Source organism: Paracoccaceae bacterium Fryx2 (assembly GCA_032334235.1).
In the GTDB taxonomy this organism is placed as follows: domain Bacteria; phylum Pseudomonadota; class Alphaproteobacteria; order Rhodobacterales; family Rhodobacteraceae; genus JAVSGI01.
In genome coordinates, this window is record JAVSGI010000003.1 from 847,702 (window position 1) to 861,009 (window position 13,308).

Genomic DNA, 13,308 nt, shown 5'->3' on the forward strand with positions numbered 1-13,308 from the left:
GTATCATATATTTGGTGGGTCTTGTGGTTGTCGTTCTGGCAGTCCTTTCCTTGATCGGTCTGCGGTGAGGTGGCGACATGGAAAATCGTGATCGAATGAGCGGCGCCGCAATGCGGTCCGACGTGACAGAGACGACCCAGGGCTCGTATGTCGACTGGGCCGCAATCCTTGGCGGGGCCGTCGTGGCCGTGGCGCTTGGCGCGCTGTTCACCGGCTTCGGCGCCGCGCTGGGGCTGACGGCGATTTCGGCGGAAGAGGGCGAAGGCTCGGGGCTGCTGGCGGTGATCATCTCGGCGGTCTGGGTCGTGTTGAGCATGATCGCGGCCTATGCGACCGGCGGATATGTCGCCGGCCGGATGCGTCGCCGCGTCGAAAGCGCGACGCCCGAGGAAGTGACGGTGCGCGACGGCATGAACGGCGTCATCGTCTGGGCCGTCGGCATCGTGCTCAGCGTGATCCTGCTGGGCTCGGCCGTCACGGGTCTGGTTTCCACGGCCGGCAAGGTCGCTGCAACCGGCGCGGAAGTTGCGGGCTCCATTGCGGGCGGTGCGGCGGGCGGCGCCATGACGGCAGCCTCGAACCTGATGCCCGACGATCCGATGGATTTCGTCACCGGCACCCTGCTGCGCCCCACGACGGTGCAGCCCGACGCGACGCAGAACGAAGCCACCTCCGCTGATGCGGCGTCGATCCTTGCCAATGTCATGACCACCGGCGAGATCTCGGACAGTGACCGCGCCTATCTGGTGCAACTGACCGCGGCGCGGGCCGGCGTCACGCCGCCCGAAGTCGAAGCCCGGGTCGATCAGGCCGTGGCTTCCGCACAGGCGGCGCGGGACGAGGCCGCCCGCATGGCAGCCGAAGCCGAGGAGACGGCACGCAATGCTGCGGAAATGGCCCGCATCTCGGGTATCCTGACCGCGTTCCTGCTGACCGCAACGGCGCTGGTCGCCGCCGCCGCCGCCTATGTCTCGGCAGTCAAGGGCGGTCGGCACCGCGACGACGGGCGCATCTTCGGCGGGTTCGCCTACCGGGGCTGACCGTCCCGCGCCTGCACGCACAACAGCGGCGCCCCCGACCGGGGCGCCGTTTCCCTTTGCAGCCTGCCGTGACCGCCAGAGCCAACCGGCCGGACCGCCCAGCGTCCGGCCACAGGCGGCATGGTCGGCCGATGGCGGCTGCAATCCGCAGGTTGCGGCGCAGGATCTGCGGGGGCGCACGCCGGCGCAGCCTCGCAGAGGCGATCCGCGCCGGGCCTGCCCTACCCGCAGTCGCCCGCCCCTGACGGCGCATCATTCGCCCATGTCTCCAGCCCGGCCAGAAATGCGGTCGACGACCGGGTGATGTCGGCCCGCTGCTCTGGCGGCATCCGGGCCAGCGTTCGGTAGGGCAAGGCCATGCGCGGGTTCGGGGCCAGGACGGCCTCGTTCCCGATCAGGAAATGCCAGTAGAGATAATTGAACGGACAAGCCTTCGGGCCCAGCTTGACCTTGGGATCAAAAGCGCAGCCCTTGCAGTAATCCGACATCCTGTCGATATAGGCGCCCGAAGCGGCATAGGGCTTCGACCCCAGCCGCCCGCCATCGGCATGAAGCACCATGCCATGCACGTTTGGCAGTTCGACCCATTCGAAGGCATCGGCATAAACCGCCAGATACCATTCTTCGATCTGCGCCGGGGCGACTCCGGCCAGAAGCGCGAAATTGCCGGTCACCATCAGGCGCTGGATGTGGTGGGCATAGGCATGGCGGCGCGTGGTGCCGATGCATTCGGCCATGCAGCGCATCGGCGTGTCGCCGGTCCAGTACAGTGCCGGAAGGTCGCGCGTCGCGTTCAGGTGGTTGGTCTGCGCATAGCCGGGCATCTCCGTCCAGTAGATGCCGCGCACGAACTCGCGCCAGCCGAGGATCTGGCGGACAAAGCCTTCCACCGCGTTGATCGGCGCGTCGCCTTCCAGCCAGGCGGCCTCGGCGCGGGCGCAGACCTCGCGTGCGGTCAGAAGGCCGCAGTTCAGATAGGGCGAGATCAGGCTGTGAAACAGGAAATCCTCGCCCGCCTTCATCGCGTCCTGATAGTCGCCGAAGGTCGGCAGGCAATCCTTGATGAAATGATCCAGCGCCTGCAGGGCATCCGCCCGGGTAACCGCCCAGCCAAACGGTTCCAGGTCACCGAAATGGTCGCCAAAGCGTGCAGCCACCAGATCCAGCACGGCGCGGGTGATGGCATCGGGGGCAAAGCGGCGACGGGGCGGCGGGCGCAGGCCGCGCGGCAGAGCCTTGCGGTTCTCGGGGTCGAAATTCCATTGGCCGCCCTCGGGCTGGGTTCCGGCCATCAGGATGCCGGTGCGGCGGCGCATCTCGCGATAGAAGAATTCCATCCGGCCTGTCTTGCGGGCTGCGGTCAGGGCGGCAAACCCGGCGACCGTGCAAAAGAACCGATCATCCTCGCGGATCTCGACCGGGCAATCCAGCGTCGCGCGCCAGTCCTGCATCATCTGCCAGACCCGCCATTCGCCCGGCCCGGTGACGACGACCGAAGCCGGGGCATGGCGCGCGATGGCACGCGCAAGTTCGCCGCCCAGGCTGTGGCTGTTGGCCGGATCGTCCAGCCGGATGTAGTCGACGCGGATACCTTCGGCCCGAAGGCTGTCGGCAAAGTGGCGCATCGCGGAAAGCACGAAGGCGATCTTCTGTTTGTGATGGCGCACATGCTGCGCCTCGGCTGCGACCTCGACCATCAGCACTACATCCCGCGCGGGGTCGATGTCGGACAGCGCGGAAAGCTCGCGCGTCAACTGGTCGCCCAGCACGAACCGCAACCGGCCGGTCATCTTGGCCCCGCAGGCAGGCGGCCGGGCTTGGCCGCCCTTCGGCAGCGGTCCGAACAGTGGGTCACACGGTCCCAGTCGCGCGCCCATTTCTTGCGCCAGGCAAAGGGCAGACCGCAGACCACGCATGTCCTGGTCGGAAGTTCGGATTTCTTGCGCATCCCGGGCATGGCCTCTCCTGCGGTTGGAACGTCTTGGGGTCACGACGGCCCGCTTTCGGCGCCGATCCGCGGGGAAACTCGTTCCCGGGCGGCATGGCCACCAACGTTCGGACTTGCGCTGAAGGCAAGCCCCCGCCAGCGTGATGTGGTGCGATTTCCCCCGGCGGCAATCGCCTCGGCGCCCGTCCCCAGCCGCACCTTGCCGCATCCGGAGAATGCGAGCCTCGGTCACGAGCGTTCGTCCGGGGAGGGGGCAGGAGTTTCCGCATAAGCTCGTTAATGCGCGGCGGGGCGGCGGCCCGCCCGCTGCGGTCTCTGTGGGCCAAAGGCGGCCACGGGGCACAGCCGTCGCCCCTCGGCCAGCCGCAATCGGTCCAGGGCGCAACCTGCGCTCCTCCCGATTGCCGCAGATCGTCGGCCGGCCTCAGCTGACCTTGCGAAGGTCCGCGACACGCACCAGCCCGTTCTGGCTGACAAAGGTCAGGGATTGATCGCTGCCCTGCTGCTGTGACACGCCCGAGATGCGATGCTCGCCCGTGTCATAGACATCAAGCCGACCCGCCTTTTCCACCGCCAGGCGCCGACTGTCCGGAAACACGGCATAGCGCATGTCGTTCTGGCTGCCCGTCGAGGACGGCGACCCGAGATCGGTCGGCCAGGCGAGCCTGTCCGCATCGGCTTTGCCGGAAGGTTCGCCCCCCGCCCGGCCGGACTCATCCTCCGGTCTGCCCGCTGCGGCCGCGAACAGGTCCGCGTCGGCCATTGCGCTTGCCAGCTCCGTGCAGATCGCATCGACCCTGGCCTTCAGTTGGTTATTGAACATGTCACCGATCATGACCATGCCCCCGGAGGACCATTGCCCCATGCCGCCGAGTTCGGGGTGGCTGAACTGGGCCTGCCGCCCCTGCCCGCCGGAAAGGGCAACCAGAACCGTTCGGACGGCCTCGTCCGAAACGCCGTTGCGCCGTGCAATGTCGGATACGATCCTTGTGCCCTCGGGCGTCAGGCGGTTCATCGGCTCGCTCCTTGTTCCTGAATGCTGGCTGTACCGACAACGATCAGGGGTCGCGGTCGGTTCCGCCGTCCTTTCCGCGCCTGCCGCGGCCCGGGCCAGTTGCCGCGTCGGTGGCCGCGTCGGTGGTCGGCCCGGGGCTGTGGCCGACAAGAAACTTAGCCAACCGACAAACTTTTTCTTGCGCCGGGGCGAAACGGGTTATAGTTAGAGACATGGCTAAGCATGACCCTGATCTCTCGGCGCTCTTTCACGCGTTGGCAGACCCGACACGGCGGGCGATCCTCGCGCGGCTGGCAGCAGGGGCGGCGCCCGTGACAGCACTTGCCAATCCCACCGGGCTGCGGCTGCCGACGGTGATGCGGCACCTGTCGGTGCTGGAGGACGCCGGATTGATTGCCACGTCGAAGGACGGGCGGGTCCGCACCTGCGCCATCGTGCCCGAGGCGCTGGTGCCGATGCGGACCTGGCTCGACGACCAGCGGGCTGTCTGGGAAGCCCGGCTCGACCGGCTGGACGACTATGTGATGAAGCTGATGGAGGAGCGCGAGACATGACACCGGACCTCGATTCGAATACCGACCTGAGCTTTACCCGCACGCTGGCCGTGCCCCGGCACCTGATCTGGGAATGCTGGACAGAGCCGAGGCATATCCCGCATTTCTTCATCCCCGCGCCGCACAAGGTGACGGCGGTCGAAATCGACCTGAGGGTCGGCGGGCGGTTCAACACGACCTTCGATGTGGACGGCACCGTGATGGAGAACAAGGGCGTCTATCTGGAGGTTGTGCCGGACGAGAGGCTGGTCTTCACCGACACCTATACCGAAGGCTGGAAACCCGCGCCCGAGCCGTTCATGACCGCGATCCTGCTGCTGTCGGATGCGCCCGGCGGCGGCACGACCTACACGGCGATTGCCCGCCACCGCAACCCCGAAACCTGCAAGACGCATGAGGAAATGGGCTTCTTCGACGGATGGGGCACGGCCACGACGCAGCTTGAAACCTATGCCAGGAGCCTGATGCCATGAGCGGCCGGTTTGCGACGCTGACCTTCGAGCGGCAGGTGGCAGCCCCCGCCGCAACGCTGTGGCAGGCCTGGACGGCGCCCGCCGCCCGGGCGGTCTGGGCCGCGCCCGCCCCTTCGGTCACGGTGGCATTTCTGGAGGCGGATACCAGGGTCGGCGGGCGCGAGGTCTCGCTTTGCAGGGTGGAAGGGCAGCCCGACATCCGCTGCGAGGTCGGCTGGCTGGATCTTCAGCCCGGGCGGCGCAGCGTGAACCACGAGGTCATCTCGTGCCAGGACGTGCCGCTTTCGGCGGCGCTGGTGACGGCGGATGTCTCTGCCGCGGGCGAGGGCAGCCGGATCGTCGTGACGGTGCAGCTTTCCGCGCTGGCCGAGGACATGGAACAGGGTTACCGGCAGGGCTTTGGCGCGGGGCTGGACAATCTGGCGGGCGTGGCCGGGCGGACGATGGTGCTGCGGCGCGTGATCAGGGCGCCGCGTCCGGTGGTCTGGGGCGCCTGGGTGAACGCGGAAACCCTGCCGCAATGGTGGGGGCCTGACGGATATTCCTGCCGCACCAGGCGGATCGACCTGCGGACGGGCGGCGAATGGGTGTTCGACATGATCGCGCCGGACGGCACGGTCTTTCCGAACCACCACCTTTACGGCGAGGTCCGGAACATGGACCGGATCGGCTATACGCTGCTCTGGGGCGAGAACGGGCCGAAACACGCCGACGCCTGGGCCACGTTCGAGGATGCGGACGGAGCGACGAAGGTGACGCTGGGCATGGTCTTGAGCACCGAGGCCGCGTTTCAGGAGGCCATGGGCTTCGGCGCGGTGGAACTGGGGCAGCAGACTCTGGGCAAGCTGGCGCGTTTCGTCGGGGCAGACTGAGGAAGCACCGCCGCCGGAACCCACCGCCCTGTCCCCGCGCCGCATCGCAAGCCCGGCACGGGGCGGCACGGCAGGCGCATGACCGACATGCCGAACGGTCAGTGGCCCGGCTTGCGCAGACGGCCGCGGAACAGCCCGCGCTTGCCGATCGTTTCGAACACCTCTTCCGGTCCGTCGGGATCGAGGATTTCATTGTCCGCCAGCCAGGCCTGCAAGGCCGACAGATCCGGAATCTCGTAGGGCACCAGCGACCTGCCCGAACCGCGCAACGCCTCGATGCCGCGCACCAGGCTGCCTTCGCGGGCAACCGAGGCTGCGACCGCCTCGGGCGTCCGGCCCAGATGCTCGGCCAGGAGGTCGTGCAGCAGATCCCGCAGTTTCCCCGCGATGGCGCCGCTGCCATCCTGCGTCGCGTCGAGCACGACATCACATTCGGAATCCAGCCGCATCGAGCGGTTGTTGAAGTTGGACGAGCCGATCCGCAGCAGCCGGTCGTCCACGATCAACAGCTTGGCGTGGACGTAGATCGGGTTTTCGCCCGCGGTCACCGGGTGATAGATCGCCAGCCGGCCATGCGGGTCGTGCCGCATAAGCGACGCCACCAGCCGCGCGCGGGCGGTATCCATCGCCAGCGGCTCGAGCCAGCCTTCGGCTTCGGCGGGGTTGACGATCACCACCTCGGGGCCGTCCGGTTCTTCCAGCCGCCGCGCCAGCGCCGCTGCGATCCGGCGCGAGGCGAAATACTGGCTTTCGGCATAGATCAGCGTTTTCGCGGCGGCGATCATGTCGATATGCAGCGCCTCGATCTCGCGCACCGGGTCCTGATCCTCCATTTCCGGCTGGCTTCGGGCGATACCGATCCGGGCAGGCCCGACCAGCGGGAGAATGTTTTCGGGCCAGTTGACCTTCCCGTCGGCAACAGGTTCCAGCACCTCGCCACACGCGCGCTTCCAGCGCAGGCGGCACAGATCCCCCATGGCCTTCGCGGCGTCGGCGTCGAAGATGCTGGTCAGATCATGCCAGGGTTGCAGTTGCTTGCCGGAAGGCGATGTGCGCCCCGGCTCTGCATCCGCATGGGCGCGCGTGTCCCAGCGCTTCATCGTCATGTCGATGCCGCCACAGAAGGCAAGGCTGTCGTCGACCACCAGCAGCTTCTGATGATGCGAGGCCAGCGGCGGGTGTATCCCGTCCAGCCGCGCGGTGATCCGGTCGTGCATCTTCCAGCGCATCAGATACCAGGCGTTCGTGCCGCGCACCAGATTGCGGAACCTGCCCGAGTTCCATTGCAGCAGCCGGATTTCCAGCCGCGGCTCGCGCTCGACCAGCCAGAGCACCAGGTCGCCAAGCGTATCCGGCGCGTTCCGGTCGCTTTCGCTGCGGCCCAGATGGATCCGGGCATCGAAATCCCAACCCACGAGGATGATGCTCTTCTTCGCCTGCAACATCGCGTCGCGGGCCGCCAGAAAATACTGTTCCGCATCGATGATGACCGAGAAGCGATCGGCGTTTTCAAGCCGCCAGCAGTTGCGGCCGGGTTCCAGCAGGTCTGACATCGTCTTCATTCACTTCGTTTCCCGGAGGTGCGCAAACGGCTCCGAACAGGTGGCGATCACGAGGGTTATCCCATTCCCGCGCACTGTTGCACAAATCATCGGGCCTGCGAAGGAACGCGCACATCCGGGTGACCGATGTGCAGGGCCCTTTTGCGGGAACGGCCGCCGGACGGCCCGCGGCATTCCGCCTGGAAATGCATGTGACGCCGATTTCGGGCCGACTGCCACGGCGATGATCCTGCGATCCCTGACGTTCGTGGCGGCCTGAAACTGCACGAAATCGACGGAAGGCACCACAAGCGGGCGGGCATGGCCGCGCCATTGCTCCGGCGCCGTCGCAGAACGGCGGGCCGTTGTCCAGCCCACAGAAGCGCATGGCGCTGCACAGGCGATCACGGTTGTTCAGCGATGGGCAGTCCATTACCTGTGGCTGCAACATTCCGGTTGTCGCAGATGATTCTGAGGTGCTTTCGTGACAGAACAACGGGCCCCCGCGCCCAGGGCGTTGCTGCCATTCCTGCTGCTTGCTGCATTGGCCGCGCTGGTCGCATTGTCCGTCTGGTGGGTCACCCGTCCCGGCCCGTTGCTGGTGCAGGGCGAAGTGGCGGCCCCCCGCGTCGATGTTTCGGCGCGCGCGTCCGGCCGCGTGGCCGAGGTCTTGGCAGATCTGGGCGACCGGGCCGAGGCAGGGATGCTGCTTGTCAGACTGTCCAATCCGCAACTGGTGACGGCCCATGCCGCCGCAGCCTCGGGGCTGGAGGTGGCGCGTGCGTCCGAGGCCGCGGCCGGGGCAACCCGCCCCGAAGTGATCCGTGCGCGTGAGGCAGAGCTTGCCTCGGCCGCGGCCGACCTCCGTCTGGCCGAGGAGCAGAGCGCCCGCGACACCGAATTGTCGCGCCAGGGATTGCGCCCGCAGGCGCTGATCGACCAGTCGATCCGCAACGTCGAAACCGCCGCCCGCCGCGTCGAGGCGGCGCAGGCACAGCTTGATCTGACGCGCGCCGGCGCCTCGCCCGAAGAACGGGCCGTCGCCGCGGCGCAGGTCGCCCAGGCCGAAGCCACACTTGCGCAGAGGCAGGCCGATCTGGACGAGCTGACCATCCACGCGCCGATGAGCGGCGAGATTTCCGCCCGCCTGATCGAACCGGGCAAGAACATCGGCCCGGGCACACCGCTTTTCACGATTGTCGATCTCGACAGCGCCTGGTTCACCTTCAACCTGCGCGAAGATCAGCTGGCGGGGTTGCAGGTGGGCGACAGTCTGCAAGTGCGGGTGCCCGCGCTGGAGGTCGAGGTCGGGGCGCGGATCATCCTGATCAACGTGCAGGGCCAGTTCGCAAGCTGGCGCGCCACGCGGGCCACCGGCGATTTCGACCTGCGCAGCTTTGAATTGCGCGCCCGCGCCACTCAGCCGCTGCCGGGCCTGCGCCCCGGCATGTCGGCACTGATCTCGCTGGAGAACTGAACCGCGATGTGGCGGCTCATGCTGCGTGAATTCCGCCTGCTGCTGCGCCGCCCCGTGCTTGCGGGTCTGGTGGTGCTGCTGCCGGTGCTGATGATCGCAGTCCTGATCGGCATCTTTCGCGCCGGGATCCCCGTCGGCATGGCGGTGGCGGTGGTCGATCTGGACCATTCCGATCTGTCGCGCAGCGTGTCCCGGATGCTTGATGCGGCACCCGAACTGCAGGTGACGCATCAGGCGCGCAGCTTGTCCGAGGCCCGCGCGCTGATCGTCTCGGGTGCGGTGCGCGGGGCGATCTGGCTGCCCCCGGACTTCGAGCGCGACATCGCCCGCGGCGACCGCCCCGAGATCGTGACCTTCTACGACAACCAGCACATGAGCGCGGGCTCGATGGTCGCGCGGGGCGCACGCAATGCGATCGACACGGCCCTTGCGGGCCTGCGCGTGTCGATCCGCCAGGGACAGGGCGAGGCACCGGTGCAGGCGCAGGTCGCGCTCCAGCCCATCCCGTTGCAGGCTCATGCGCTGTTCAACCCGGCCTTCGACTATGTGCATTTCCTGCTTGCGGCCCTTGTGCCCACGGTGTCGCAGATCATCGCCGCCGCAGGAACGGCCTATGCCATTTCGCTGGACTTCGCCCCGGGCAGACACCCGCAGGTGCTGGTCCGCATGGCAGGCGGATTGCTGCCTGCGCTGCTGGGCAAGATCCTGCCATACACGCTGATGTTCCTGCTGATCCTCGGCCTGTCCGATGTGGCGCTTTACGGCTGGCTCGGCGTGCCCCTGCGCGGCTCGCTGCTGCTGATGGCCGCGGGGGCGTTGCTGTTCGTGCTGGCGGCGCAATTGATCGGTGCCGTGGCCTTCGTGCTGACGCGCGACATGGGGACAGCCGCAAGCATCATTGCCGTCATCACCGCGCCAGCGTTCGGCTTCATGGGCCTTGGCTTCCCCCGAGAGGCCATGTCGCCCCTGGCGCAACTCTGGGGCGCGATGATCCCGGGCACCTGGTATGTGGAATTGCGCATCGACCAATCCCTACGCGCCACGCCCGTCGAGATTTCTATATGGCCTGTGCTGTGGCTGGCGCTCATCACCGTCGGGCTTGCTGCGCTGGCCCTCGCCCAACTGGCCCGGATGCGCCGGACCCTCGAGGTCGGCGCATGAGGTCGGTCTGGCGGTCCATCGAGGCGGAACTGCGGGCGATCTTCGCGGACCCCCAGGTGCGGTCGATCATCCTGGCGTCACTGGTGATCTATGCGCTGATCTACCCCCTGCCCTACCGGGCTGAGCTGTTGCGCGATGTGCCGGTGGTGCTGGTCGACCTGGACCGCACCACCACCTCGGCCGAACTTGCCCGCCGTGTCGATGCGTCCGAGCCTGTCACGGTCAGCGCCGATGCGCGCGACATGGCGCAGGCCGTCCGCATGGTGCAGGAACGCCTCGCCTACGGCGTGCTGCTGATCCCCGAAGGGTTCGAGCGCGAGTTGCTGCGCGGTCGCCAGAGCCCTGTCGCGCTTTATGCCGATGCCAGTTATTTCCTGATGTATCAGCGCGTGATGCAGGGCGCTGCCGTGCCGTTGCGCCAGATGGGGGCCGAGGTCGAGCTGGGCAGGCTGATTGCGTCCGGCTCGTCCTATGTGGTGGCGCAAGCGCAGGTGAGCCCGGCCATTCAGGTCGAGGTGCCCCTGTTCAACCCTGTCGCAGGATATGCCACCTATGTTCTGCCCGCCGCCTTCGTGCTGATCCTGCAGCAGACCATGCTCATGGGGCTGGCACTGGTCGCAACGCGGCGGAGCGCGGGCGGGGGCCATCCGGTGTGGCTGGTTCTGGGGCGGATGGGGGCATGGGTCGCGCTCTACGCGCTGCTGCTGCCGCTGTATCTGATCGTCCTGCCATTCCTCTACGGCCTGCCCAATCTGGGCCGCGTCGATGCCGTCCTTGCCATCGGGCTGCCCTTCATCCTGGCAACCGGGTTGCTGGCACAATGCGTGGCAGCCCTGTTCCGGACGGCCGACGTTGTGCAGGTGGTGCTGCTGGCGCTGGGACTGCCGTTCTTCTTCCTGTCGGGGTTTGCCTGGCCGGTCGAAGCAATTCCGCCCGCGCTCAACGTGCTGGCGCAGTTCGTGCCCTCGACGCCCGCGATAGACGGGTTCGTCCGGGTAAGCCAGATGGGCGCGCAACTGCCGGATGTCGCACCGACGCTGTGGCACCTGTGGGCACTCGTCGCGGCATTCGGCGTTGCCTGCGTGGTCATCGAAACCAGACGGCTGAACCGGGCGGCATCGCTGAACCCGACACCAGACATCAGCGAGCCCGCGCCGGAGCAACGCTGACGTTCCGTCCGGAGACATCGGTTCTTCCGCTGCAGCCTCATGACCACCGGGGTCGGACCGGCAATCGGTAATGGTTGCCCCCGGTCTGTTGCACCCGGTCAGCGCCCGGATGAACCCGGTCCGGCCCCGCCCCGCTCCGGCACGGGCGCACCGGCGGTGGCCCCGGGATTTCGCGGCAGCCCCGGCTCCCACGGAAGGCAATGCAATCCATGCCGGACGGCTTCAGGTTTTCCCGCATCTTCGCACGGATCGGCACAAGGCCCGGTGCGCGGCTGTCCCTGCCCGCGAACCGCCCAAGTCCTGACGGGCGGACCCCGGTCACGGACTGAAACTCCGCAATGTCGGAGACTCGGATGGCCACGACCGCCTTGCCTGCCGGTCACAGGCGCGCGAAACGGAAAAGAGGCCGACCCCGAGGATCCGGACCCACTCTCAAGGGTTTTCTGGATGATGCAATCCATGCCCGAAGCACCGCGATGCTCCGCCGAACGCTGACAACCCGCTGATTTTTTGGTGCACCCGGAGCGATTCGAACGCCCGGCCCTCAGATTCGTAGTCTGATGCTCTATCCAGCTGAGCTACGGGTGCAGTAGGGGCGATTTAGCGGCCTGCGTCGGCCTTTGCAAGGGTGAAAAGCACGAAACGGCGTTCAGCGCCGCTCATTCCTCACCGACCGGCCCAACCTCCTTGGGCAGGCGGATCAGGAACTCGGTGCCCTCGGCATCGCTGCGCAGGAGCTCGAGCCTGCCGCCATGGCCGCGCACCAGTTCGGCCGCGATGGCAAGGCCCAGGCCCGACCCGCCCTTGCGGGCACCGCCCTGGAATGCGGTGAACAGGTGCTCGCGCGCCCGGGCCGGAAGGCCGGGTCCGGTGTCGCCGACGCGGATCCACCACTCGGCATCGTCCTCGCCGCCCGATATCTCGATGGTGCCGGAACCGCCGCTCGACTCGATTGCCTGACGGGCGTTGCGCATCAGATTGTCCAGCACCCGGCGCAACTGCTCGGCATCGGCGCGGATCACCAGTCCCGGCGGCACGTCGATCAGCCGGGTGATCGCGCCGGTTTCCGCCAGCCCCTCGCCTTCGGCGATCTCCTCGGCCAGCGGCCGCAGGGCAAAGCGCGTCAACGTCGGGGCCGGCTCCTCCGCCCGCCCGAAGGTCAGCGTCGATTCGCACAGGCTCACCGCCCGGCTGATGGACGCCACCAGCTTGGGCAGGGCCCGCGCCACCACCGGGTCGGCGCTGTCCTCGATCCGGTCGGCGAACAGCTGGGCCGTGGTCAGGATGTTGCGCAGATCGTGGCTGATCCGCGCCACCGCCCCGCCCAGCTGCGCCAGCCGCTCCTTCTGCTTCAGCGCGCCGGTCAACTGCCGCTGCATCGATTCCAGCGCCTCTTCCGCCACCCGCAGTTCCGTCACCCGCGCCGAAGGGGTGATGACCCGCCGCCCGTCCTCGGGCGCCTCGGCATAGGCCTGCATGTGCCGCACCACCCGGCGGATCGGCAGCACCATCAGGCGGCGCACCGCCAGAAACAGCATTCCCGCCGTCACCACCGAAATCAGCGCCGACAGCACCAGGATGCGCAGCCCGTAGTCCAGCATGGCCCGGCGCAGCGGCGCGCTTTCCATCGTGACCTCGATCAGCAGCCCCGCCCGCTGCACCGGATTGCCGATCACCCGGATCACGTGCGGCACCGGATCCACCAGCGCCACGACCGCATCGCGGATCAACTCCCACGGCCCCAGCAGGCGCAAGTCATAGGTCGCACTGATCGGCGCAGGGATCGGCGACGACAGAACCAGTTGCCGCACCTCGTCGCGCCGCAGCACGACGTTGAACACCCCGGCGTTCGACAGAAGTTCAGCTTCAAGCTCGGGGCTGATCATCTGGTCGGTCGCCAGCAGCGCCAGCGAGGCGATCTGCGCCTTCTCCAGCCGCAAGAGCAGATAATCCTCGCGGAACCGCGCAATCGACGGCACGAAAATCAGCACTTCGGCCAGCATGACAAAGGCCACCGTCAGCAGCAGGAACCGCCCCGACAGGCTGTTCAACCCCATG

At 67.5% G+C, this 13,308-nt stretch carries 12 protein-coding genes and 1 tRNA gene; 7 read left to right on the forward strand and 6 right to left on the reverse strand.

What is annotated here, in order from left to right; translation table 11 throughout:
* Positions 1-95: 95 nt before the first annotated feature.
* Positions 96-1,040 (forward strand): hypothetical protein, encoded by a 945-nt coding sequence (locus tag RNZ50_05060; protein ID MDT8854408.1) that lies wholly within the window; start codon positions 96-98, stop codon positions 1,038-1,040.
* 221 nt (positions 1,041-1,261) lie between these two features.
* Here the strand turns inward: RNZ50_05060 and RNZ50_05065 are convergent, their stop codons facing one another.
* The 3 genes from RNZ50_05065 to RNZ50_05075 form a co-directional block, all read right to left on the reverse strand.
* Positions 1,262-2,830, reverse strand: a complete 1,569-nt coding sequence (locus RNZ50_05065) for a cryptochrome/photolyase family protein (GenBank protein ID MDT8854409.1) — start codon at positions 2,828-2,830, stop codon at positions 1,262-1,264.
* On the reverse strand, positions 2,827-2,997 hold the full coding sequence (locus RNZ50_05070; GenBank protein ID MDT8854410.1) for a DUF2256 domain-containing protein: 171 nt from the start codon (positions 2,995-2,997) through the stop codon (positions 2,827-2,829). Before RNZ50_05070 ends, RNZ50_05065 begins: the two co-directional genes overlap by 4 nt.
* Before the next feature lie 415 nt (positions 2,998-3,412).
* Positions 3,413-4,003, reverse strand: coding sequence for a hypothetical protein (locus RNZ50_05075; protein ID MDT8854411.1), 591 nt, complete (start codon positions 4,001-4,003; stop codon positions 3,413-3,415).
* A gap of 212 nt (positions 4,004-4,215) precedes the next feature.
* Between RNZ50_05075 and RNZ50_05080 the strand changes: the two genes are divergently transcribed.
* From RNZ50_05080 to RNZ50_05090, 3 genes are read left to right on the forward strand one after another with little or no spacing between them, the layout of a single operon-like run.
* Complete coding sequence (locus tag RNZ50_05080; GenBank protein ID MDT8854412.1) at positions 4,216-4,557, forward strand: metalloregulator ArsR/SmtB family transcription factor; 342 nt, start codon at positions 4,216-4,218, stop codon at positions 4,555-4,557.
* A complete protein-coding gene (locus RNZ50_05085; protein MDT8854413.1) occupies positions 4,554-5,030 on the forward strand; it encodes an SRPBCC family protein in 477 nt (158 codons plus the stop codon). The genes RNZ50_05080 and RNZ50_05085 overlap by 4 nt, the downstream gene beginning before the upstream one ends.
* Positions 5,027-5,902 carry an SRPBCC domain-containing protein gene (locus RNZ50_05090; protein MDT8854414.1) on the forward strand — a complete coding sequence of 292 codons (876 nt, stop codon included), beginning with the start codon at positions 5,027-5,029 and terminating at the stop codon, positions 5,900-5,902. Before RNZ50_05085 ends, RNZ50_05090 begins: the two co-directional genes overlap by 4 nt.
* A 98-nt stretch (positions 5,903-6,000) precedes the next feature.
* Here RNZ50_05090 and RNZ50_05095 read toward each other — a convergent pair whose 3' ends face one another.
* Positions 6,001-7,464, reverse strand: coding sequence for a phospholipase D-like domain-containing protein (locus tag RNZ50_05095; protein ID MDT8854415.1), 1,464 nt, complete (start codon positions 7,462-7,464; stop codon positions 6,001-6,003).
* A gap of 463 nt (positions 7,465-7,927) precedes the next feature.
* Between RNZ50_05095 and RNZ50_05100 the strand changes: the two genes are divergently transcribed.
* Genes RNZ50_05100 through RNZ50_05110 form a run of 3 tightly spaced genes read left to right on the forward strand, consistent with a single transcriptional unit; the run spans position 7,928 to position 11,250 of the window.
* Positions 7,928-8,920, forward strand: a complete 993-nt coding sequence (locus RNZ50_05100; GenBank protein ID MDT8854416.1) for an efflux RND transporter periplasmic adaptor subunit — start codon at positions 7,928-7,930, stop codon at positions 8,918-8,920.
* 6 nt (positions 8,921-8,926) lie between these two features.
* Entirely contained in the window at positions 8,927-10,081 is a 1,155-nt protein-coding gene (locus RNZ50_05105; protein ID MDT8854417.1) for an ABC transporter permease, read from the forward strand.
* The gene (locus tag RNZ50_05110; protein MDT8854418.1) at positions 10,078-11,250 is read left to right on the forward strand and encodes an ABC transporter permease; all 1,173 of its coding nucleotides are present in this window, start codon (positions 10,078-10,080) and stop codon (positions 11,248-11,250) included. Before RNZ50_05105 ends, RNZ50_05110 begins: the two co-directional genes overlap by 4 nt.
* 511 nt (positions 11,251-11,761) lie before the next feature.
* Here the strand turns inward: RNZ50_05110 and RNZ50_05115 are convergent.
* Together RNZ50_05115 and RNZ50_05120 are read right to left on the reverse strand one after the other, a co-directional pair.
* A tRNA-Arg gene (locus RNZ50_05115) sits at positions 11,762-11,838 on the reverse strand.
* Between the two features lie 71 nt (positions 11,839-11,909).
* Positions 11,910-13,307 carry a HAMP domain-containing sensor histidine kinase gene (locus RNZ50_05120; protein ID MDT8854419.1) on the reverse strand — a complete coding sequence of 466 codons (1,398 nt, stop codon included), beginning with the start codon at positions 13,305-13,307 and terminating at the stop codon, positions 11,910-11,912.
* Position 13,308 lies beyond the last annotated feature (1 nt).

Coding starts and splice junctions, on each gene's coding strand:
- RNZ50_05110 (MDT8854418.1), top strand. CDS start 10,078: ATGAGGTCGGTCTGGCGGTCCATCGAGGCGGAACTGCGGGCGATCTTC.
- RNZ50_05105 (MDT8854417.1), top strand. CDS start 8,927: ATGTGGCGGCTCATGCTGCGTGAATTCCGCCTGCTGCTGCGCCGCCCC.
- RNZ50_05080 (MDT8854412.1), top strand. CDS start 4,216: ATGGCTAAGCATGACCCTGATCTCTCGGCGCTCTTTCACGCGTTGGCA.
- RNZ50_05085 (MDT8854413.1), top strand. CDS start 4,554: ATGACACCGGACCTCGATTCGAATACCGACCTGAGCTTTACCCGCACG.
- RNZ50_05070 (MDT8854410.1), bottom strand. CDS start 2,997: ATGCCCGGGATGCGCAAGAAATCCGAACTTCCGACCAGGACATGCGTG.
- RNZ50_05065 (MDT8854409.1), bottom strand. CDS start 2,830: ATGACCGGCCGGTTGCGGTTCGTGCTGGGCGACCAGTTGACGCGCGAG.
- RNZ50_05075 (MDT8854411.1), bottom strand. CDS start 4,003: ATGAACCGCCTGACGCCCGAGGGCACAAGGATCGTATCCGACATTGCA.
- RNZ50_05090 (MDT8854414.1), top strand. CDS start 5,027: ATGAGCGGCCGGTTTGCGACGCTGACCTTCGAGCGGCAGGTGGCAGCC.
- RNZ50_05095 (MDT8854415.1), bottom strand. CDS start 7,464: ATGAAGACGATGTCAGACCTGCTGGAACCCGGCCGCAACTGCTGGCGG.
- RNZ50_05120 (MDT8854419.1), bottom strand. CDS start 13,307: ATGGGGTTGAACAGCCTGTCGGGGCGGTTCCTGCTGCTGACGGTGGCC.
- RNZ50_05060 (MDT8854408.1), top strand. CDS start 96: ATGAGCGGCGCCGCAATGCGGTCCGACGTGACAGAGACGACCCAGGGC.